This is a genomic window from Tessaracoccus terricola, assembly GCF_054776555.1.
Genome location: NZ_BAAHBS010000005.1, coordinates 1,267,445 through 1,290,252 on the forward strand (window position 1 = coordinate 1,267,445; position 22,808 = coordinate 1,290,252).

Sequence of the window (22,808 nt, forward strand, 5' to 3'; positions counted from 1 at the left end):
CACTCGTCTTCAAGGAACGTCCGGATGTCGGCCTTGGCTGGCGTCTGGTCATCCCTTGACCGCCCCGGCGCTTCCGACACCGTCGAGGAACTGCTTCTGGAAGGCGAGGAAGAGCACGACGGGGATGATGAGCGCGAGGAACATGGCCGACATCTGGATGTTCAACGGGATGGTGTCGGCGACCTTTGGTAGTGCGACGGAGATCGGCTGCAGGTTGACATCGGGCAGGACCAGGAGCGGCCACAGATAATCCTTCCATGCGGACATGATCGACAAAAGGGACACGACTCCCAAGATTGGCTTGGACATAGGCAAGACGATCAGCAAGAAGATCCGGAGTGGCCCTGCTCCGTCGATGCGCGCGGCTTCGAACAGTTCGTCGGGGATCTGGTCGAAGAACCGCTTCACGATCAGGACGAGGAAAGCGCTGGCGGCCGCTGGGAGCCAGACCGCCCAGTACGTGTCGAGGAGACTCCAGCCGGTACCTGGCATCCTCAGGACGGTCAGGTACAAGGGGACAAGCGAGACGATGTTCGGGATGAAGAGTGTCGCCAGCACCGCCCCGGACAACAGCGGGCCCCACTTAGGTCTCAGGACGCTCAGGACGTAGCCGCCGGTGGTGCAGGTGATGAGCGACGCAGCCCAGGACCCAAGAACCACCCAGACGGTGTTGAGGAGATAGTCCCCGATCCGGACGTCGGTCCAGGCACGGACGAAGTTGCCGAATTGGAACTCGCCGTTGACCAAGATCGCAATGGGATCACGCAGCACCTCCTGCGTGCTGCTGACGGAGGCCTTGAACAGCCACACGAGCGGACCGAGGGCGGCCACGAGGAGCCCGACGAGAATTATCGCCTGAATCAGGCCTAGCGCGATTCGCACGCTGGGCTTTTTGCGGTCGGCGAAAGAGATGGCGCCGCGCTCGAATGTTGCGCCCCGGCGGCTGACCCGCGGGTGGGACTTCTGGGAGGACTGCGTCGTAGCCGTGCGGAGAGCTGTGCCGAACATCAGGTCAACCTCCTTGTTGCGATGAAGTAGGCGGCAGACAGCAGGCCCAGGAACCCGGCCAGCAACACGGACAAGGCGGTTGCCGCGCCGTAGTCGCCGTTGATGAATGCATAGTTGTAGATCAGTAGGAGCAGTGTCGTGGACGCGTTGTTCGGTCCACCGCCGGTGAAGATGAACGGTTCGGTGAACACCTGCATGGTGTTGATTATCTGCAGGAGGAGCATGATCAGGACGATCCCTCGGATCTGGGGAAGGGTGATGTGCCAGGTCCGTCGAATGATGCCGGCGCCGTCAAGCTCGGCGGCCTCATAGAGGTCGCGCTGGACTGCGGTGAGCGCAGCGAGGTAGATGATCACGGTGCTGCCGGCGTAGGCCCAGGTGGACTCGAGGACGATCGCTGGCATGACGATGTCGGCCGAGTTGAGCCACGCGAAGGGTCCGGCTCCGACCCACCCGAGGATGGTGTTGAACAGTCCCGTCGGGTCCGGAGAGTAGAAGAACTTCCACAGCAGGACCGCGACCACGGGGGGAACGATGACGGGCAGGTAGGCCAGCACGCTGTAGAGGCGCCTAGTGCCTCGCAGCTCCGCCATGAACGTTGCCAGCAACAGCGGGATCGGGAAACCAAGCAGAAGCGCCAGGAACGCGTAGTACAAGGTGTTGACCACCGCCTTGGGTAGGAGTGGATCAGTGAGCACGTATGCGAAGTTGCTCCAGCCGACGAACTCGGCCGGGTCAACCAGGTTCGTGTACTGGACTGACATCACGACACCATTGACGATTGGCCACCACGAGAAGTACCCGAAGATGAAGACCAGCGGTACGGCGAACGCGATCTTGGACAATCCCCCACTGAGGATCCAACGACGGATCGCTCCTTGACGGCCCCGCCCCAAGTCCACTCTCACTTGCGTTTCCCTCCTTGTTCCAACCAACTGCGCACCCGGCGGGGCCGGTGCCGCGTGCCGGGCACCGGCCCCGCGACGAGTCATCGGCCCAGAAGCCTGTCCACAGACGTCTCTGCCTCGGCAAGGGCAGCGCCCGGGTCCGTGTCCTCCTCAGTGAGGATTCGCTGGATGACGACGTCGAGTTCGCTGTAGACCTCCTGTGCCTTGATTGGTGGCTCCGGCAGTAGAGACTGCGATTCGAAGGCGTCGATGTAGGAACTGAAGTTCTCCAGGGGGACGTTGATATGTGGTTCGATCCACTCGAAGTACTGGTCGTAGGCCTCCTGACTGATGGCTGGACGCTCAGGGACCGTGACAGCTTGCCCGGAGGCAGCAGCCGCTTGGGCCTCTTGAACCGCCTGCTCCTTGTCGGTGAACTTCTTCAGGTGGAAGAAGTCGATCCACCGCACTGCTGCAGCACGTTCCTCGGGGGTGGTATCAGGGCTGACGATCTGGATGACACCTCCAGTCAGTGACGCCGGCTTGGCGTCGCCTCCGACGGGCATCGGAGCCATACCGAAGTGTTCCTTCGGCATCTCGTTGCGAATCACGGCAGGTCGGTACAGACCGGAGAACCCGATGAACATGCCAACGCTTCCGGCCGAGAAGTCCTCGACGAGGGCACCGGCGTTGTACAGGAACTCGTTGCCCATGGAGTTGTCGTCCCAACGCATCGTCCTGAGGAGGTTCAGGTACTCGATCGCCGGGTCGTCGTTGAAGGTCGCCTCTGTGCCATCGGGGCTCTGGACGGTGCCGCCGAAGCTGTAGATGCCTGCAGCCAGCATCCATCCACCCTGGTTGTCGGTGGTCATGGTGGCGAACCCGGTGGCACCCGTCTCTTGAGAGATCTGCTGCGCGGCTGCGCGCACCTCGTCCCACGTCTGCGGCGGATCGTCAGGATCCAGGCCAGCTTGCTGGAACAGGTCTCGGTTGTAGATGAGTCCGAGGGCTTGGGCAGCTGTAGGGATGGCGTAGATCCCGCCCTCGTCATCAGTCACCAGCTCAACGAGATCCGGGTTGAGGCGGTCGGTGAGGCCTACGGCTGCGGCCGCCTCGGACAGCTCGGCGACCTGGCGTCGTCCGGCCAGGGCGTTTGCCTCGGTGAAAGCGACGCTCAGCACATCTGGGAGGTTGCCGGCGGCAAGTTGTGCCTGGAACGTCTGAACATCCCACACGTCCTCCCTCGCTTCGACCGTGATGTTGGGATGTTCCTCCATGAAAGCAGCCACTTGCCCTTCGAAGAACTCCCGGCTCTCGGGTTCGCTCGTGGGCGGCAAGTTCCCGACTGTGATGGAGACCTCCGCCTCCAGGTCAATCCCAGCCGTCTCGGCGGTTTCGGGATTTTCGGGGCTCCCCGGATCAGCTTCATCGGAGCCCCCGCAGGCGCTGATCAGGAGCGCCAGGGCCAAGCCCGCAGACACGGTGATGCTCTTTGCACTTCTTCTTGTTTCCATCATGAACTCCTTTGTACGACGGATGGTGGTAACGGATCGGCCGCCTACTTGGCGGCCACAGCCGCAGTTTCGGTGCGCGGTCGGGTGAGTGCGACCACGGACTTCACCATGGCCTCAAGTCGTCGGTGCGCCCGCAGACGAGTCGTCTCGGTCTCCCGACGTGCTGGTGTGGGCGAATCGATGATTCGTGACAGTTCGGCGATCAGGGGCGCAGGACCGTCGTCGATCTCAATCGTGCGGTGGCCGGCTCCGACGTCGGCATACATTCGTCCCTTTATGGTGTCGCTGGGCTGCCGGAGGTAGATCGCCGGAGTGCCTTGACTGATCGCCATCAGCGGCGAGTGGCACTCCATGCTTACCACCACCTGGGCATCGCGATAGACGGTCATTGCCTCGGAGGCAGACCAGAATCGAGGAAGGACGTGGGTCAGTCCTCGGACGTCCGCCGGCAACCGCTCAACAAGGTGTGTCTGCGCCAGTTCCATGGCATAAACCATCTCTGGTGCGATCAGTACGGGATTTCCGGTGCGACGGACATAGGTCGTGATCGCCGCCGCGAGCACACCCAGATCCTGGTCCATCCACAAGGCGTTGTATGCGTCCCGCAGCCGGTCGTCGGCGGACGCACGCGTGCCTCTGATCTGGTGGTAGGGAGTCCTCCGCAGTCTTGGAACGGCGCACATGTACTGTCCCGGGACCAGTCCGTACTGGGACCGTGTCTCGGCAGCTGATTCCTCGTCCAGTACGTCAAAGGCGAATGTTGCATCGGGACCGAACTCCACGATGGGGCATTCGAGATCCATGGAGCGCAGTAGGACCTCGGTGAGAGAGTCCCGGCAGTAGATGAAACTGGCCGCATTCAGCACTGAGAGTGATCCTTGGTCAAGGACAGGTCCCTCGAGTTCACGCAGCATCACCTCAAGTTCCGCCAGCGTGCCAGCGTAGGCGGGGCTGAGAGGGTCCACGCTCACCCCGAAGAGGCCGAACGGTTTCCCAGTGCCAAGGGACCAGTTCAGTAGATCGTCCCCACGGATGATCCCAGGGGCTGACCCGTGGACAAGGACATCTGCTGCCTCGACTGCGGCAGTCAGTTCGGGCGTCGTGGCGCTGCCATCGGGAAGCAGTTCGCCCTCCACAACCCGTACTTCTGGGAACGCGTCCGCGAACATCGCCCTCTCCCGGACACCCGTGTGAACGGGCCAGAGAATGAGTTGCGCTCCGGGAGCCCACCGTCGGAACGCGCGTAGCGCGCCAGGGGAATGGGCGACGTCGCCGATGTTGACACTCTGCCAGGATGACCGCAAAAGAATGGTCAGGCTCATGAATCGATCTGCACCTTGTACTTGAGGGACGAAGCAGTACTTGTGATGTCGAGCTCAGTGATTACTCGCCTACTGGTGCCGCCGAACAGCGAGACCGTGGTCGGAGTAAGTCGCAGGTTCGCCTGTACTCCGTCCGCCAGCGTCAGCTCGAACACGCTCGAGCCGCGCCTGACACGCACCCCGCGGGCCAGCGTTGACCCGATACCCGGAACCTCGCCTTCATCCGTGAGGAACGTGACGGTGTCATTGTCCTTGATCACCAGTGGTACCCGTTCGATGAACCCTGCCTCGGTCGGTGTCGTAACCGTGATGTGGATGTTCTGCGGCAGACACTTGAAGGTCTTCTGGATTCGCCCGCCCACGTCCTCATAGGTGTAGGAGAACGGCCGCCGTTGGTCGAAGGTCCCTGCCGCCTTCCGGATGGAGACCTTGGCGTCCATGTACCCGTCTGAGAGGATCGTGGCCCATGCACTGTCGGTGCCCATCTGGGTGGCGATGAACGCGCCAGTGTCCTCGTGGTAGAAGAATGAAGGGCCGCGCCGCACCCGAGGAGCCGCTGCCTGTCCGTGGTGGCTGCCGAAGTAGTATCCCCGACGCCTGATGAACGCGTAATGCGCGTCGAACTGCTCGTCGGAGCGCACCTCGACAAATGCCGTCGACTTCAAGTACGGGAACTCGGCGATCGCTGCCTCCCGCTCGACCAGAGTTGGGTACACAGGCTCTTCGCGAGTGAGGAAGAGATTCTGGGGTGCAGTTCCGGCAGCACTGAGCGGTGTAATCTCCACGTGGCCTTTGGCCCAGGCCTGCTGGAGGCCTGCGAGGTGTTCGGCATGCCAGTTTAGGGCGCGAACCACATGGGACTCCTTGAAGATGTTGAGGTGGTCCGGGTAGTTGCTGGTGTCTGCGGCACGAAGGGCTGTGAGGGAGCGCTGGGACAGGCGTGAGGAGATTCCGTTAACGGTCCAGCCCGCACCGTCCGGTTCCCAGAGGTAGTTGTACTGGCACCAGTCGAGATGTTTGAGCGCCATTTGACGATAACGGTCATCTCCCGTGCGCTCGTACGCGATGGCCAAGTCGCGCATTCCTGTGTACAGCGAGTAGTGGGCATCGAAGGCGGCGTACTCGTACATGTAGCCGGTGCCCTGGCTCTGACCATTGGCCACCAGGAAGTCCAGGCGTTCATGGTAGGACTCTTCAATATGGGGCGGCAGTAGGTGCATGATGGCCGAGATGCCGGACATGGCGCCGATGAGTTGGTTGACGTAGCGCAACCCGGCCTCCCAGACATCGGTAACGCTGGGATCGAGCATGTACTCGCTGGCACGCTGCAGGGAAGAGAGGACCTGGTTCCGGACCTCCAGGTCCCAACCGACCTCCTCCATCCGCAGTGCGGCCTCCCCGAGGTAGATGAGTCCGAATCCTGTGGCGGCGCGGTTCTTGTCGTCGAAGCTGTAGGCCGGCCACCATCCTTCCGGCCCCTGCAGTTGGAGGTAGTACTTCATCGCCGCGTAGACGTGATCCCGCAGGACGGGATCCAGGTAATAGGGGTTCCAGGCAGCCTCATGGGTGTAGAAGAAGGCGAGCGTGTACACCGATTCCTGGTTACGGGCATTCCACGGATCCGGAGCGTAGGCCGAGTATCCCCCGTTGAACCATCCCAAGGTCTCCGGATCCGTGTCCTCCATGTTGTTCGCGATCGCAGCCAAACTCACGAAGTACTGCGTGATCCTCTGCTCCTGGGGTGTGAACAACGATCGATCCAGCGTCGAGATGTCATAGGGGTCGATGTCTGGAATGGGCAGTTCCACACCGTCCACGGTGTCGGCCGCCGCTGTGAAACCACGCTGGGCAAGGGCGATGCCAGCGAGGCCTGCGGCGCTCATGCGCAGCAGTGTCCGGCGGGACAGGTGCTTCATAGCTGTCGGGTCTACGGGGGGCACGATCTCTCCTTCGATGACGTGATGGCGTGTGGTCCCGCACTGTCTCGCCGCGCTTCATGGAGGCTAGCCAGTGCTTGATGTAACCTTGCATCAAAGTAGCATCGCAAACTAGGGGGCGCAAGGCCCAACCAGAAACGGATGTCATGCGTGGAGGCTGGAAAGTGGGCCATCCCGACCTAAGTTGGCTCGGGATGCAGCCGATGGGCTCTAGCTCGACTCCCGAACAATCACCTGGGGCCGGGGAGAGTCGAGCAACATGGGATCGATACGCTCACCACGAACCGCTTGATCAAGCAGGAGCACACCCTGGTAGCCGAGTTCGTACATCGGCATCCGGACACTCGAGATTGTCGGGGTCACATCGGCCAACACGTCGATGTCATGGATTGCGACCACCGCGAGGTCGTCCGGAACTCGCAATCCTGCCCTCTGGGCACCACCCACGACCCCCAACGCTGTCGTGGCATTGTTCACCACTAGGGCGCTCGGACGGTCTGGGGACTTGAGGACGTTCATAACCGCCTCCCGGCCAGCGTGCGCACCGTGGTCAGACTCAATGACGTCCTTGTCACTGGGCTCCAGACCAGCCGCCCTCAACGCCGCCTTGAAGCCATCAAGGCGGCGCAGAGTGCTGTGCCGGAATCCCTCAGCAGGACGGAAATCACCGTGGCGCCCCAGCCAACCCCCGAGGAATCCGATTCGGGCGTGGCCACGAGCAAGAAGATGCTCCGCAGCCACTCTGCCCGCAGCCTCGTCATCAATCGCAACCCAAGGTTGATCCGTATCCGGCGTCTTGTCCAACACCACGATGGGCGCCTTCCCCTCGAGCACAGACTGGACCGAACTTGGGTCCAGGTCGGAGCTCGGCCGAAGCAGTGTGCCGTCGACCTGACCGTGCCCGAGGATTCGTTCAAGCAGTTGCGATCCATGGACCAGCCTCGTTGCCTCGGCAAGCATGATCGCGTAACCCTTCTCCTCCGCCGCGTCGTGAATGCCGTCAAACATCGGGGCGAACACCGGGTTGCTCAATTTCGGCGCCACCAGCGCCAAGACACCCGAGCGAGAAGTCCGCAACGACCTCGCCGCAAGATTAGGGGCATAACCCAGTTCTTCAACCTTGAGGAGGATCTGAGCTCTCGTGGCCTGACTCATCCGGACATGGCGACTTCCGTTCAGCACCGCGGAGACGACCGAAGGTGAGACACCGACGGCCTCCGCTACTTGCTTCAACGTGGCCATGGCCTTGATCCTATCCTCCAGTCCCGCACGGTTGAGTCTTTGCAGAACCGTGGACCTGGCCGATGCGGAACCACCGGTGTTGCGCGAGTATCGGCACGCATCCTGGGGTCGCGTGCCGGTCGAAACTTCATGGCTGACCGAGAGCGCCTTGGGCTGAACCACGCCCGCAACAACCCGCCTCCTTGGGATCTACCGTCTGGAACTACGATCCAGGGTTAAAGAGCTGGATACGGCCCCGAGGCGGGACGGGCTCGTGTCATTCTTGCAACTCGTTGCTCCGCTGCTGGGATTCCCGAGCGAGTATGCCGTGCTGAGGATTGATGCAGTCTCTGCCGAAGCTTGCGGGTTTGTTCAAGGGCCTCTCTCGAGGCCGAGAGAGGCGTCGTCGTCCATGCCGTGGCCGACCCGAGAAGTTCGTGCTTCAGCACAGCGACGCCTGCGCCTGACCGGAATAGGAGGTTGTCGGACTCCGTCCAGTGTCGGCCAGGTCTGGCCGCAAGGATCTCGATCTGGTCCCTGACGGCTTCATCGGCCCCCAAGGAGGCTACGCGTTCTTGACTCATCTGGTCGGCTTGAGGGACGGCGCTTCGGAGGAGTTCATAAAGCCTTCGCAGGCCGTCGGTTCTGACGACTTCTGCAGGGTCGGAGCCTTCAGGGATGGCCGCTCGTGTTGGGTCAAGGCGATATGCCGCGAGGTGCCAAAAGGCGTTCTCAGCGGCCAGAACACCAGCGAGGTCTCCGTCTGTCGCGATTACTGGATCGTCACAGTTGCCAAGCAGAAGCGCCTGTTCCTGGGTGAGGTTGGCACCCAAGGGGGCCACCCCTATGTAACGGCCTTCACCGGCCAAGGTGCACGCCATGGCGTCGAGAGGACCCTCTGCGATGACGGGGGTTGCGCCTTCGGTGAGCAGGTCTTGGCCGAAGAGGATGTCTCTCTTGCTGAACAGTGGTGTGGTGGCGGTGTTGAGGTACTTCGGCCCTGCATGGGAATCGGTGCGGTCCGGGTTTCGGCGTCCGACGAACCCGCGAACGACACCGTCGGTGATCACGGGGAGAATGAGTCGGTCGCGGAAGTAATCGATGAGTTGGCCCCTCTTGGTGAGGCTCGCGACCCCGGCTGCGAGCATCTCCTGATCGGTGATGCCGCATCCACGGAGGTGACTAATGAGTGTGGTCCAGCCGCGTGGGGCGTACCCGGGGCGGAATCTTGCATCCTTCGTGAGGTCTTGACCGAGTCGGTCTTGGAGGTATGGGGCGGCCCATGATGTCGAGAAGTGGTTGGTGTAGAAGGCTGTGGTGAGTTCGTTGATGTGGATGAGTCGTTCGGGGGTGTGAGGTGAGGCTGCCCAGCGGTCTGCGGCAGCGAATGCCTGGTCGAGCTCGAGTTGGCGGGTGTCGGGGTCGGTGAGTTCTCGGAGCTCGGCGGCGCGGCGGAGGTCGTTGTCAAGGTCGGGCGCGGTGTTCCAGTCGATGAGGTGGAGACCTGCTGGTGGGATCTCGTCGGGGTGTGGGGGTTCGTCGTCTGGTTCGGGCGATGGTGGCGTGAGGTGTTGTTGTGCCCGCCACAGCAAGGCTTGGGCCCGGTCGTCGAAGGCCGAGGTGTCCAGTGGCGCGAACATCTCCTCGAGCCGGCAACCGGCCCCGATGGCCTCATTAACTGCGTCGACCAGTGACGGCCACCATGGGCTGCCTTCAAGCTCAACCACGCCGGAGTTTCCTACCAGAGCGTGGAGCTGAGCCTCCCATTCCATGGCTGCGGCTGGCTGTGTGGTGTTGGTGGTTGTCTGGTTTGGTTGGAGGTGGCGTGAGAGTCGCCACCACAGGGCCGCGGCTGGATGGTCGGCGGGTAGGGGTCCGTCTGTGGCTGCTTCGGCGAGGAGTTGGGAGATCGGGACGCCGCTGTTGTGGAGTGCCGCGATGCGGTGGGTCAGTGCGGTCGCGTATGGGTCGTTGTGGATGTTGGGGTGGATGTCGGTCAGTAGGTCTGCCCAGATCCCTGGGATGCCGGGATTGAGGCGACGGTCGAGGCCGTGCTTCCAGGCCTTGGCTGCTCCGCCGAGGGGTGTGGGTCCGGTGGGGCGCCTGTCGGTGGCTTCGACGCTGGTTGCGGCGCGCCAGGTTTCCACATCGCTGATCAGGCTTTGGGTTAGCTTCTGCCCGGGGAGCGCCCAAGCCGGTCGGCCGGCTGGTGCTGCGGTTCGGAGTTCGTCGGTGCAGTCTTTGATGAGGCCTGCTCTCTTCTGCAGGTAGGGCCCCCAGTCGGGGTGTGCGGCCAATCGGGCTGGGATGTCTGGGAGCCAGGGTAAGGGTCCTTGGGTGGTTGGGGTGTGGATGCGCCAGGCGAGGACGGCTGCGGGGTCGTGGGCGGTGTCGAGTTCGCGTGCATCGACTGCTTCCCGCAACGCAGCAACTGGATCTCGCCCGTCGACGGCGCCGAGGATCAGCATCGCGCGCAGGGTGGGCCATGCCGGACAGGCTGAGAGCCCTGGGTGGAGTTCATCTGCTTTTCTGTCGAGGTCCTTGATGGTGGCGGTTGGGGTGATGTGTTCGGCGGCGACGTGGAGCGCGTCTTGGTAGCGCGCGACCGCGCGGCCTAGTTGCTGTCTTGGGTCGGCCGTTTCCCGGGATTCTGTGGTGGCGGAGCGGGCGGCGCCGTCGCGGGCCAACACGGTCTCAAGCACGTCACCGACCGTTAAGGGGCGAAGAGTGGTGGGGTGCAGGACGCTGTGCTCATCGCCATCCCCAACCACCGGTAGGTAGATGTGGTTGGCCTCTTTGCCACGGGTGGCCATCACGTAGAGCTGCTGCCGCGATTCAGCTCCCGTCAACACCCCGCGCGTAATGTCGACCGTGACGCCTTGGGCGGTGTGAATGGTGACGGCGTAGCCGAGCTGGGTGTGAGCTGCCACATACCCGGCCGGGAGGTGTGTGGTCAGTCCGGTGTTTCGGTGGCGAACCTCGAGACCACCGTCGGCAGTGATGTTCTGGATGGTCCAGCGGTCACCATTCTTGACCCAATCCGTCCCCGACAACGCCAATCGCCGATCATTCAGTCTGGTGACGATCAGATCCCCGACCGATGCCTGGTTCCCATCAGCCAAGGCCACCGCCGGCCCCTTCTGGTTATGGGTTGCGATGCGGTGTTCGCGGGCTCTTCGGTTGAGTTCTCCAACGGCCTCGTTGGAGCCGGCCAACATCAGGGAATCCTTGCCCCGCGCCTGGTCTTGAACCCAGTCGTTGAATGCGGTCTCGATGCTGGTTTCGGCGGTGCCGGCATGGATGCGGCCTTCGTCGAGGTAGAAGCCGAGCGCCTCCGGGCGGCCTTCCCGCAGCGCCAGCGAGGCGGCAGCCTCGGCCCGGTCCTGGAACCGCATCAACTCCGACAACTCCACCGCACCATGGGTGTGGGCGATGTCACGCAGCACTCCCCCAGCACTGATGGCCGCCAGTTGCTGATCATCCCCAACCAGCCGCACAGACCCCCCTTGTGCGATGACGTGGTCGATCACACGCGCCAAGGAGTGGGTGTCGGTCATGCCAGCCTCATCGATCACGACCATCGTGTCCGCCCCGATCCGCCCCGCAATGCTGTCGCTGGTGGGGTGGTCGAGATCCCAGACGAGTTTGGCAACCGTGGTCGCATCATCAACCTGCTCCCGCAAGATCCCCGCCGCCACCGCCGACGGCGTCAACCCGATGACATTCCCGCCACTGTCTCGCCACGCAGCAGCCAACACCCGCAAAGCAGTGGTCTTCCCCGACCCGGCAGCCGCCAATGCCAGCTGCACCCGGGCACCGCTGGTAGCCATCTGGCGCACCAAATTCGCCTGACCCGCATTCAGCGAGACACCATTGGCCACGGACTCCAGCAGCGCCAACGACACGAACTGCTCACCGATCCGCCGCCCATCCCCGCGACCTGCCAACTCGAGGATCCTGCCCTCGGCAGCAACCACCGCCCTAGAGGTGAAACGGGCAGCCCCAGCAACCGTGTAAACCGAAGCCCCGTCCCGACGCCGCAACACCAACGGCTCCACCACCCCGTCACCGCGGACCTCATCCAGCGGCAGGCACAACCCCACCGATTCCCGCACCAACTCCATGGTCAGCCGCTCCACCACCACCGGATCCGACGCGTGCTCCCTGACCCTTCTCGACGCCTCAGCCCGCAAATGCCACACCTGCCACGTCGCCCTGGACGACTCCACCGCAGCCACCACCTCACGAGCCATCGCCGGCAACCAACCCGCCGACAAACTCGAGACGCGTACAGGACCTGAGGTTGCCTCATCGACCATGGCAGCGATACCGGCCTCCCCCAGCACCGCCGCCGCTTCACGGTGCCAGGCGCTGCGCTGTTCCGCTATGGAGCGAGGTTCATGTTTGGCGTCACGAGTCTCCAACGTCGCCTGCTGCGCCAACTTCAACGCCTCACCCGGAGTTGGAGGCCGACCATGACTGCCCTGGAACCGGGCAGCCAACACCTCCTGCCTCGCCTCAATCGCAGCCCTACGCGACGACCACCGAGCCAACAACCCCGCAGGCACACCAACGATCTCCCGAACCGGCCGCTTCCCAACATCTCCCCCGGCCGTTCGGTGAACCTGACCCCCAGACCGGCGAGGTGAGCTTCCAGCTGGGTGTTGTAGGTCTCCGACACCGCCACCATCGCTTTGAAGATCAGCCGACCGTCGATCGCCAACCAACGCCCATCCAAAGTCTGCACCTTGTTCGCGATCGCAACATGGGTGTGCAGGTTCGGATCCCCAGCCCGCGAGTCCCGGTGCACGAAAGCAGCCGCAACCAGCCCCCGCACATCCAACTGCCGAACCCCACCCGCACCAGCCCTCGTGAACAGCGCATGCCCCTCCAAGAACCGCAACGCATCCGCCACCGCAGCGTTGTGCGCCTCCTCGATCCTGGCCGCCAACCCCAACGGAGCAACCGCCCACAACGCCGACACCGACTTCACCGGCGTGAACGTCACGTCATAACCCGCACAAGCCATCGACGGATCCCTCGACAACCTGGCCACCTCAGTCGCCAACTCCAACCCACTCGGCGCCCGCCCCAGCCGCTTCCTGAACCCCTCGGCTGCGATCTGGTTCCGGATCTCCGCCTTCACCCCAACCGGAACCTCCACCCCACCATGCGAGGCTTGCCACTGGCTGCACCAGACCGCGACCTCCTTCTGGAACCCGGTCACCGCAGGCTGCACCTTGAACGGATTCCCCAACCTCGACGCCTCCCGGATCTGAGCCTCCGTCGCGTCCAACGATAGCGCCGCCAACCTGGCTGCCATGTTCGGATGGAAACCACCACCGAACAGAGCCCGCATCTGCTCAGCAGTGACCCGATCCCCCACCGCCGGCTCCCCCAACCCAGCCACACCACTGCCCAACCAAGAACCAGGGACCTCGCCCTTCTCCATGTAGTACGACGCCAGCGTCGTGTGACCCTTCTCCGTCGAATCCAGGGCAGCAACCTGCCGAGTCAGGTAGTCATACCCCGACCCCGCCGTGAGCTTGTGAACAGATGCAACCACACCAGATACATCCCACTCACCAACCCCTACAGCACACACTCACCCGGAAAACACGACCCAACCCGGAAACTCCACGAACCCAGCAACCCAACCAACCGATCCCCTCGCCCACACACCAACGACGGAACGTACCCCCTCGCCGATGAAGTGCCACACACCTCTTGCACTCCGGTCTCACGATCCAAGGCTGTGCTCCTGAGGTCACGCGCGTCTACCCAACCGAGCTCAACCTGACCTGCACTGTCTGCTTCCGGATTGCCACTCAGAACGCCTCCTCCTAGCTAATCCGTTGGAATGATCGCGTCTGTGATGGTGAAAGGTGTGGGCTGGACCCCGATGTTCGAAGCCATGCAGGCGGGAGCATGAGCGCTGAGCCAACCGCATGACGGGTGGACACGCACGACTGATAACTCACTCGTCGTGCACATAGCGGATGTCGCCCAAGAGGGGGCGCCGATGACGTTGAACTGATCCATTACGGTGGTTGCGTGCTCGCGGAAGAACTCACTGGCGGCACGGACTGGTCTCGACGATCTTCAACACTCGCCACAAGGAGCCGCAGAACGGCTCCCGGGATTGGCGCCAGTGGATCGCGACGCCTCGGCCCATCACTGGAGGTAAACCAGAGCAGATGTCACCGTGTGGTGCGGCAGACCCGATCCCTACTCCGGCCGGTATGCCGCTCGTAGGACGTCGTTGAGCCGATCCCGAAGCGTTCTGGCTTGCTCAGGCGTGACGCCAAGCCGCGTGTCAAACTCCCACTCATCGACGGCCTCGAGCGCTTCGTTGAGCGCGCCGGCCATGGTCGCGAGCTCGTCACGGGTCGTCACGACGACCAACTCATCGTCGGCGACCTCTTCGTCGCCGATCCACGGCGAGTCTGGGCGAAGGATCTTCATCGCGTGCCTCATTTCAGATTCAGGAAGTAGTCGTAGCCGTTGGTCGGCCGGAACGCGGTCCCCCCGTCGACGGCAGTGGGATTTCGGATGTCGACGGTTCCGTTGTGCCAGTACGCGCTCCGACCGTTACCTTCAACGCGATTGACGACTCCCAATGAAGCAGTCCTCAGGAGCCCTGATTGGGTCGATGTCCAACGTGCCCGAGAGCCCACTGGATGTTCGGGTCTGGATTCGAAACCAAGGATCGCAGTGCGGCCCGGGCGACGGGCGAGTCCACGGCAGCTAGACCGTGGATGGCCTCTACAGCGAGAACACGTGTCTCGTTGTGTTGGAGGTACTCCGGCACAATCTGTGTTGCCAGCCATAGCGCACCAGTCGATGCTGGATCCGCCAACTCTGTCAGCGCACGTACCACGCCTTCGTGGGCGGTGTGCCAATGGGCACCCACCAGCAGTGACAACGGTTCGACCATCGTGTTCGAGAGCCCGAAGGTGAATGCCACGGTCAGGGCGGCTTCAACCAGATAGGCGTCAGAGTTGCCGATCGCTGACGTCAGCAACTCCGCCGCGAGCGCAGAGCCGTCGTCCGCCGGCCAACCCTTCAGGAACTCCTCAGGAGAAACCCTCGGTGCTGAAGGGGTGCCAATATGGACAAGTCCGTGGATGAGCGCAACCTGCTCCGGAGTCACTTCACTTCCTCCCAGCTGACCAAATTGTCATTAAATATCCTCAAAGCGCCGCTCCTGCCCAGCCCTATGTTCATGTTCGGGAACTCGTACTTGAAGTACGCCAGATCTCTTGTAGTCCAGCCAGTTGGCACGGTCGGCATCATCGGGTAATGCGCCATAGCCTCGAATGACTTATCGCGAACTCCCATGCCTTCCAGTTGAGATTTGGTCCCAGCCTTGACGCGCAACTCAACCAAAACTTCGTCTGGTTGTTGTGCATACTTGCCGGCATATTGCTTGCTCGGAGAAATGAAAGTCTCGCTCGTCGCCTGCAGCTTACCGGTCCGTTGCAGTAGTGCGAACTGTTCCTTGGTCATGCCCCGATAGTACAACTCGATGTCGTCTTCATCCGACTTGTTTGTGAGGGAGGATGCTGTATCGAGCACCCGAGTGACCTTCTCCAACCCCGCGAGAGCTCGACCGAACGATGCAAATTCTCCGTTGCGGATCGCATCGAGCGAAGACCGCCCTCGAGTGGCCATTCCCGCGCCGAGGCCCGGGGGGACAACGATTCCAATCCGGAGGGTCTCCTCGATTGGCACTGCAACCGCCTTGGATTTTGCGCGCCTCACTTGAGTTGCCCGTGGCGCGTCCCCGGTTCCGGAGTTGGTGTCTGTGTTTGCGATGCGGAAGTCGAGTCCGGTGGGGTCGGAGGTGTTGATGGGGTCGTTGGCGGTGTAGCTGTAGCCGTTGAGGAGTTGGGGGGTGGTGGGGTCGAGGAGTGGGTCGACGGATAGGAAGCGTCCGTTTTTGGGGTTGTAGAGTCGGGCGCCGGTTTGGACGTAGCCGGTGGTGGGGTCGGTGGGTAGGTTGAGGAATTTGTGGTCTGTTGACCAGGTGCCGATGCCGCCGCCGTAGATGGGGTTGCCGTAGGGGTCTTGGAACTGCCATTTGGATTCGGCGAGGTTGCTCCAGGTGAGTGCGACGGTGGCGGTGCCGTTGCGGTCTGTGTAGAGGGCTTGGAGGGTGGTGTTGCCGACGCGTTGGGCGATGGTTTGTCCGTTGTGGGTGTAGGTGCGGGTTCCGGTTTTGGTGGTGGTTCCGGTTAGTCGTACTTCTCCTGCGGCGGTGTAGGCGGTTGTGCCGCCGGGGTCTTTGCGTAGGAGGATGTCGCCGTTGGCGTCGCGGATGTAGCTGGTGGTTGCGCCGGATTTGGTTGTGGTGGTGAGTTTGCCGAGGGCGTCCCAGGTGAGGGTTTCTGTTGTGGTGCCGGTGACTGTTTTGGTGGTGTTTCCGGTCGCGTCGTAGGTGTAGTTGGTGGTGGTTGTGGCCGCGCCTGTGGTGGTTGTGGTTTCGGTTTTGGTGGCGTGGGCGTGTCCGGTGACGCCGAGGGTGTGGGTGGTTGTGATGGTGGGGTTGGTGTGGGTGGGGAGTTTGTTCTGGGTTTGTTTGGTTCGGACGCCGGCGTCGTTGTGGGTCCACTGGTACCAGATCGGCAGAAAGCCGAATACGTTGCTGTTGGTGCTGGTTGGGGCTGTGGCGCAGTTGTCGAGCGATGTCCAGGCTTGGCTGAGGCGGGCTCGGGTGTCGTAGTTGTAGCACATGGTTCGCACCGCAGCCGGGTTGTTGTAGTTCATCTCGGTGGTGGTGCGTGTGATCATCCCGGCCTTGTTCCGGGTGAGGGTGTCCTTGACGATCTGGGGTCTGGTGGTTTGACCGTTGAGGGCGGTGGAGGCGATCTTCAGGGTTTCGGGGTCGTAGTTGGTGGTGTGGATGAGGGTGTTGTTCTCGCGGCCGACGACCTGTGAGGGTGTCCCGAACGGTGTGTATGTGACGGAGTTGACGTACTGGTTGGTGCCAGTGGTCGCGTGCGGGAGGCCTTGGGCGTTGTAGGTGCGGGTGATGGTCTCGGCCGGTAGCCCACCCAGCGCCGGGAGGGTTTGGGTTTTGACTTGCCCGGTCGGGGTGTAGGTGAGCGAGGTGCTGTATGTGCCCGCCAGTCCGGTTTCGCTGGCTGGGATCACGGTCGCATGCCCGGTTGGGCGTGCGTAGGTGTCGTAGCCGGTGACTTTCTGGATGTATGCGTTGGTGGTGTTCCCGTCGACGTAGGAGCGGGATTCGGTGAGCATTCCGGGCTTCAGCGTGTCCCAGGTCCATTGGGCGAGGGTTTTGTCGCCGACACCGCCGACGAGTTTGGTTGTGCGGCCGAGGTTGTCGTAGGTGTACTTCAGGGTTCCTGCGGTGCCGCGGGCGTCGACGCTGGTTAGTTTGTCGCCGGCGTGGTTGTAGGTGAAGTTGGTGGTGCCGGTGTCGGGATCTACGGTTTGGGTGCGGCGCCCGGCCAGGTCGTAGGTCCACGACCATGCCGCTCCGGTGGGGTCGGTCATGGTTTTGAGTTGGCCGAGGGGGTCGTAGGTGTACTGGGTGGTTTTGAATGCGCCTCCGGTGACGGTGTTGCCGGAGATGGTCGGTGCGGTGGTGTACTCCAGCAGGCGGCGGGTCTGACCCAGCCCGTCGACGATGGTTGCCTGGATCGGGCCGCCGGTGGGTGGGAACACTGTGGTCCGGTCGCCGCCGTGGACGGTGCGGGTGCGGCGGGTCTCTGTAAGGCCGGTGTAGTCGATCACGGCTGTTGCCCTTCCCAGGCCGTCGTACTGGGTAACGGTTCGGGAGTCCACACCTGTGTCGTTGGTGGTGATCCGTGTCGTCGAGGGGGTCCCGGTGGTGTACCAGTGGTTGTTGGTACGGATCGGCCAGCCGTGGGAGTCGTAGAAGACGTCATCGACCACCCGCCCGGAACCGACGGCTTGGGTTTGGGTCTGGATCAGTTGACCCATCGCGTCATAGAGCTCAATGCTGGTCTGCTGGGTCGGTGTGGTGCCCGAGATTGCGGTGGTGGTTTTGGTGGTGACGGTGTCGGGCCCGGTGAGGCTGGTGGTGTAGCTGTGGTTTCGGGTAGCCGGTCCGGTTCTGGGGAAGCCGGGTTCCCAAACTGCGGAGACGCGGCCCAGCGCGTCGTAGGTTGCTTCGGTGGTGCGGCCAGAGGTGTCGACTTCCTTGATGACTTGGCCGTCAAGGTTGAACGTTGTGGTTTCGGTGTGACCCAATGGGTTGGTGATGGTGACACCGGTGACTGGTCCACCCGTGGCGGGGCTGTAGACGGTTGTGTTGGTCCGTCCGACCGTGTCGGCTGCGGAGGTGTGCACGGTGCTGCTGGTGGCGCGGCCGTAGGTGTCGAAAGCGGTGGTGGTCTTGCCCCACTGGCTGCTGGTGATCGCCGGCCGCCGGCTTCGTCGCGGATCTGTGTGAGCCGCCACATCGGCATGGCACGTGACATATTATCCAACAGAACCAATGACCGTTGATGACTTCAACGGCATCATGCAGTCCCTGCCGTGGGAACGAGCTGGAAAGAAGAGGTGACAGAGATGAGTTCTCCTAAGCCGCAAGGGCACCCTGACGTGAGATGGGCCATTGACGAGGTGGTGAAGGCGATGGACGGCCTCCGCCCCTTGGGGCCGATTCTCTATGCAGATCCGGAAGCAACAGTCGGCGAACTCAAGCGCATGGCTCCTACCTTCCCGTCACAGGACGTGCTCTCATTCTTGAAGAACCAGGACCCATTCTTCACAAAATTGATGCTCGAGGATCTGATTCCATGGGCCGATACTGAGTGGGCATTCGCTCAGATCGGCGATTTGCTAGGGCGCATTCACCATGAGGATCTGGAGCGGGTCGCCCCGGCCCTCATGATCCGATATCTGCAGTCGAGCGGTGAAGATGAGCGTGCGTTCTCTACGATGGCGCAGCTTGCTCGCTCTCTTGGGCTGAAATCCGCATCGCAAGAGATTCACCAGTTGGCTCTGGCCAGCGACAGCGAGGCACTTCGGAGAGATGCGGCTGAAGGGGACCTCTAGGGCGGCTTCTCACCTTTGAGGTGAGGCAGTTGAAGTGGGACCTCTATCCTCAGGATGCCGGTCCGCGCGGAATGGAGCGATTGGTGACGGGCAGCGACGGGTCTGCGTATTACACAAGAGACCATTATGAGAGTTTTGTCACGATGCGAGGGCCGAACTAGTGATCCCCATGAAAATCCTCGACGAGCTGAATGGTGACCCAAGGCCAGTGGTGCTTGATATGTCGCCTCGATCAATTGGACCTGTCGTACTTGATTGGGTCAATGCCGGCTTTTCGGCTAGACTCGTGCGGGGGCGGAAGATGAGAACGCGTAGCGGACTCTTCGACGAGTTCTCAGCTGCTCTCCAGTTCCCGCCATACTTTGGTGAGAATCGAGACGCCTTTGATGAATGTATACGAGATTTGGAGAACCTCCCGAGTGGTCGCGGGTACGTAGTAGCAATTACTGAGCCTGAAGAGGTGCTCCGCGATGAATTGGAATCAGTCTTTGGCTGGTTCGCCAACTCACTGGCCCACGCTGCGGAGTCGTGGAGCAGCCCCATTGCTCTCGGAGAGGCGTGGGACCGTCCAAGTGTTCCATTTCACACCGTGCTCGTGGGGAAATCTCGTTCGTTGGAGAGGGCAGCAGAACGGTGGGCAATATCGGGGTTGGAGACTCGTAATCCGGGCGAGCGCTGAATCAACCCTTGGCATGTCCGGCAGCTCGGTGCCCGACCGGACGCCGACCAAACCTGAAGTAGGGGCCGGTGAGAATGGCTCGGATCTCACCCAGTATCGATGTACCGCCTCAACTGGAGCAGCTGCCTAGTCCGAGAACTCACATCAATGGGAGCGTCCACTGCTGATCGATTGATCGTTTCCCTGAGGCGCTGACTCGCTCCCTGCGTGTCACCATCTTGATGCATGATCGCGTCTAGGTCGAGGATCGCGGTCTCGGACTCGGGACACGCGGCCAACGCGACCTCGGCTGCTAGCCGTGCTGCGTTTTGATCGTTCTTCTCAAGATGGTGGGTTACCAGTGTGTGTGAGGCGTCGGCGATGGCGCATGTCATGTGGTGATCGATGCGGTCTCCTGCGGTGAGCCATGACCAGCCTGCTGGTCGGAGGTGCTCGAACGGGGTGCCGGTGACGAGTGTTAGGGCTGTTTCCAGATCGACGATTCCTGCTTTGCCTCTGGCTTGTGCTCTGGTTCGTAGGCGGCGGAAGAGGTCTGCGTCGATGAGGAGGTTTTGGACTAGGTACAGTCCCACTCCCCTTTCGATGGCTTGGGGTGAGTTCTTGGCGTCGGGGATGTGGGGTTCTCCGGTGGTGGGATTGGTGCCGACCCACTGGCGAAGGTTGGAGATGACGGTGCGTGCTCGTTGTGGGGTGATGTTGAAGGCGTCGACGATCTGGTCGTTGGTGACGCCGTCGGGGTGTGCTGCGAGGTAGGAGAGGACTTCGGTGTAGTAGGCCCTGGACTTGGTTGGGGGCGTTCCGTGGCAGCGTGCTTTGACCGGGCCGAGCCATGTGAGGCGCGGCAGCGGGCAGTTCGGCGAGAACCAAGCCTCGACGTCACGGTCGAGGTGCGGGTCTCGGTTGAGGATCTCCTGCGCAACTTGCGTGTGTGTTCTGGGGGCCAGGAGTTGGAGGTCGGTGGCGGTGACTGGCGCCACGGCGATGTAGTCCTCGTCGGGTTCGGGCAGGAGTGGTTCGGTGTAGTCGTCCGAATCGTTGTCTCGTGCGACTGTGACTTCTGGGAGCAGGTTGCCGGCCTGGTCGGTCAGGTGGTCAGCGGCGGGGACCGGTGCTCCGGGTTGGAGGTCGGCGGCAGCGGCGAGGAGTGCTGCACAGCCGGCCGCCTCGTCGGTAGTAAGGCCGACCGCGATCAGGTCCAGCCCTAGGCCGGTGATGCGTCCGGAGCTGGCGATGTGGAGCCCTTCGGAGTCGTCGCTGCATGCGACGATGACCGATCCGCTGGCATGCGGGTCGCCTTCGATGAGCTGTCCGAGTTCTTGAGTGTGGCTCGTGTTGTTGGTGATGGCCACGGTTGCTGGCCATGCTTCGTCTTCAAGCTGGTGTGCTCTTCCGGTGGCTGCATCGGTGTTGGCTCGGTGGGCACGGTCGATGTTTGCTGCGGCGAGCTGGGTGACGTGCTCGACTTGGGTGGTGAAGCGTTCTGGGGCCATGGGAATGGTTTCGCTGGCGATGCCCAGGCAGGCGACTTGGACGGTGGTGGCCCATGGATTCACCGCAAGTTCCGCTGCGATGTAGCGGATGAAATCTTGCCGCATGATGTCATCGCCACCGACCTCGAGGATGCCCAACGCTTCGAGGTTCAGCAGCCAACTGTTGCCGTCGTCATCGGCCCCGACTGTGACCAGAAGCGGGTACGGCGCCGGCTGGTCGGGATACGTAGCACCGACCACCTCCAGATCAACATCTGACGGCAAGGACCAGCCGCCGGCCACGGGCTCCCAAGGCTCCAAGAGTTGTTCCCGGGCTTGCAGGGTGATGGTGCCGTCTTGGCCGACTCGCACCGCCGTGACGACCGGTACAAATTCGCTGACGGCAGTGATGCGGCGCAGGACCTCATCCACACGCTCAAGGCGGTGTCGTGAGAGCCCAGCAGCGATGGTGGTTGTCATTTCGATGGGCGCCACCACGGGGTCGGGGGTGGCGATGGTCAGTCCTGGTTGCCTCTGCCGGAACTGGTCCTTTCGTCGAAGCTGCAGTGCCGTGAAGATCCCGGCGCCGAGGAGCGTGCCGGCCCCGAGCAGCCCGGCGACCTGCCAGGACGGTGCCCGATGGGCCTCGTCTTCCAGGCCGTCGGGTTCGGCCAAGCGGTCTGGTTCCTGTGACGGCGGTGGCGCTGGGGTGGCTGTTGCTGGCGAGGTCGGCTGGCCTGCTGGTTGGTTCGGCTGGTCGAGCGCCTTGGGCTCGGGGCTCGCCTCTTGTTGGGGGTTCTCGTTCGCTCTCGGTTGGGCGGTCACGGTCGTGGAAATGTCAGTGTCGGAGCCGTGGCTTGTGTCCGTGCTCGGTGAGCCTGTGGCGGGGATGGTCAGGATCCATCCCGGCTCAATATGGTCAGGGTCTCCCAGTTGACTTCCGTCAGCCTGAACGACGCCTTGGTTGTGGTCGTAGATCTCCGGCCACCTGTTTGCATCACCCAAGTGGTCCTGTGCCAGATCCCAGAGGGTATCGCCCGGGGAGACGGTCACACGAATCTTCCCACTCTGGTCGGCTAGATCGGCGTTGGGTTGAGATGGCGGGATCTTGAGGATCCATCCGGGGTGGAGGGTGTTGGGATCGGTGAGTGCTCCTCCGTCGGCCTGTCGTTGGCCCTTGTTGTGGCTATAGATTCGTGGCCACTGGTTTCCGTCACCGAGATGCTCCTCGGCATAGGCCCAAAGGCTGCCGCCCGGAGCGACAATGAGGGTTGTTGGGTTGGTATCCCCGGCTGATTCTTGGATGGCGGTGGCAGTTTGGGTGTTGCTGTTGTCGACGGGTTGCGTGGTTTCTGCCGCCACTGGTGGCGCAGCCACGAGGGGGGCCGTGATGAAAAGCACTGCTGCCGTCGCAAGGAGGCTGTGAACGAGGCCTTGCAGGACCGCCAATGCCGGTATCCGAGGAGCCCGCACTCTGCGCAACGCCGCGACGAGTTCCACAGCGACAAGCACTGCCAACGCCACCCAGGTCAGCCAACCGATCACCCAAACGATTACGAGCAGGACTCGGCCATCGTCGGGTGAAGTGAGCGCCGCCTGAAGCCGTTGCCAGGATGGAAGGAACCCCGGTCGGAGGGCAAGTTGGATCAGGACCCACGGGAGACCGGCCAATAGTGAGGTGAGCAGCAGCAGGGCGCCGACCCCTTTGAGGATGTTGGTCAT

At 62.5% G+C, this 22,808-nt stretch carries 15 protein-coding genes; 3 read left to right on the forward strand and 12 right to left on the reverse strand.

The features are described 5' to 3' along the window. Positions 1–48: 48 nt before the first annotated feature. The 11 genes from ACYU7G_RS15790 to ACYU7G_RS15840 form a co-directional block, all read right to left on the reverse strand. Positions 49–1,008: a carbohydrate ABC transporter permease gene (locus ACYU7G_RS15790; protein ID WP_461109510.1), complete on the reverse strand. Its 960-nt coding sequence runs from the start codon at positions 1,006–1,008 to the stop codon at positions 49–51. After that, positions 1,008–1,853, reverse strand: a complete 846-nt coding sequence (locus tag ACYU7G_RS15795) for a carbohydrate ABC transporter permease (RefSeq protein ID WP_461109512.1) — start codon at positions 1,851–1,853, stop codon at positions 1,008–1,010. Before ACYU7G_RS15795 ends, ACYU7G_RS15790 begins: the two co-directional genes overlap by 1 nt. Before the next feature lie 143 nt (positions 1,854–1,996). After that, positions 1,997–3,409 carry an ABC transporter substrate-binding protein gene (locus ACYU7G_RS15800; RefSeq protein ID WP_461109514.1) on the reverse strand — a complete coding sequence of 471 codons (1,413 nt, stop codon included), beginning with the start codon at positions 3,407–3,409 and terminating at the stop codon, positions 1,997–1,999. A gap of 44 nt (positions 3,410–3,453) precedes the next feature. Further along, positions 3,454–4,731, reverse strand: a complete 1,278-nt coding sequence (locus tag ACYU7G_RS15805; protein ID WP_461109516.1) for a polysaccharide pyruvyl transferase family protein — start codon at positions 4,729–4,731, stop codon at positions 3,454–3,456. After that, positions 4,728–6,614 (reverse strand): hypothetical protein, encoded by a 1,887-nt coding sequence (locus tag ACYU7G_RS15810; protein ID WP_461109518.1) that lies wholly within the window; start codon positions 6,612–6,614, stop codon positions 4,728–4,730. Before ACYU7G_RS15810 ends, ACYU7G_RS15805 begins: the two co-directional genes overlap by 4 nt. Before the next feature lie 264 nt (positions 6,615–6,878). Next, a complete protein-coding gene (locus tag ACYU7G_RS15815; RefSeq protein ID WP_461109520.1) occupies positions 6,879–7,910 on the reverse strand; it encodes a LacI family DNA-binding transcriptional regulator in 1,032 nt (343 codons plus the stop codon). Between the two features lie 215 nt (positions 7,911–8,125). After that, on the reverse strand, positions 8,126–12,445 hold the full coding sequence (locus tag ACYU7G_RS15820) for an AAA family ATPase (protein ID WP_461109634.1): 4,320 nt from the start codon (positions 12,443–12,445) through the stop codon (positions 8,126–8,128). After that, the gene (gene mobF, locus ACYU7G_RS15825) at positions 12,334–13,455 is read right to left on the reverse strand and encodes a MobF family relaxase (RefSeq protein ID WP_461109522.1); all 1,122 of its coding nucleotides are present in this window, start codon (positions 13,453–13,455) and stop codon (positions 12,334–12,336) included. Before mobF ends, ACYU7G_RS15820 begins: the two co-directional genes overlap by 112 nt. Positions 13,456–14,117: 662 nt before the next feature. Further along, on the reverse strand, positions 14,118–14,354 hold the full coding sequence (locus ACYU7G_RS15830) for a hypothetical protein (protein ID WP_461109523.1): 237 nt from the start codon (positions 14,352–14,354) through the stop codon (positions 14,118–14,120). A gap of 166 nt (positions 14,355–14,520) precedes the next feature. After that, positions 14,521–15,042 carry a HEAT repeat domain-containing protein gene (locus ACYU7G_RS15835; protein WP_461109525.1) on the reverse strand — a complete coding sequence of 174 codons (522 nt, stop codon included), beginning with the start codon at positions 15,040–15,042 and terminating at the stop codon, positions 14,521–14,523. Continuing rightward, positions 15,039–18,338 (reverse strand): RHS repeat-associated core domain-containing protein, encoded by a 3,300-nt coding sequence (locus tag ACYU7G_RS15840; RefSeq protein WP_461109527.1) that lies wholly within the window; start codon positions 18,336–18,338, stop codon positions 15,039–15,041. Before ACYU7G_RS15840 ends, ACYU7G_RS15835 begins: the two co-directional genes overlap by 4 nt. Positions 18,339–18,416: 78 nt before the next feature. Here ACYU7G_RS15840 and ACYU7G_RS15845 point away from each other — a divergent pair, with 78 nt between their 5' ends. From ACYU7G_RS15845 to ACYU7G_RS15855, 3 genes are read left to right on the forward strand one after another with little or no spacing between them, the layout of a single operon-like run. After that, on the forward strand, positions 18,417–18,938 hold the full coding sequence (locus tag ACYU7G_RS15845) for a hypothetical protein (RefSeq protein WP_461109529.1): 522 nt from the start codon (positions 18,417–18,419) through the stop codon (positions 18,936–18,938). 20 nt (positions 18,939–18,958) lie between these two features. Further along, positions 18,959–19,099 (forward strand): ribonuclease domain-containing protein, encoded by a 141-nt coding sequence (locus ACYU7G_RS15850; protein WP_461109531.1) that lies wholly within the window; start codon positions 18,959–18,961, stop codon positions 19,097–19,099. Between the two features lie 59 nt (positions 19,100–19,158). After that, positions 19,159–19,617 (forward strand): barstar family protein, encoded by a 459-nt coding sequence (locus ACYU7G_RS15855; protein ID WP_461109636.1) that lies wholly within the window; start codon positions 19,159–19,161, stop codon positions 19,615–19,617. A gap of 86 nt (positions 19,618–19,703) precedes the next feature. On the opposite strand, the gene ACYU7G_RS15860 is transcribed toward ACYU7G_RS15855, so the two are convergent. After that, entirely contained in the window at positions 19,704–22,808 is a 3,105-nt protein-coding gene (locus ACYU7G_RS15860; protein ID WP_461109533.1) for a LysM peptidoglycan-binding domain-containing protein, read from the reverse strand.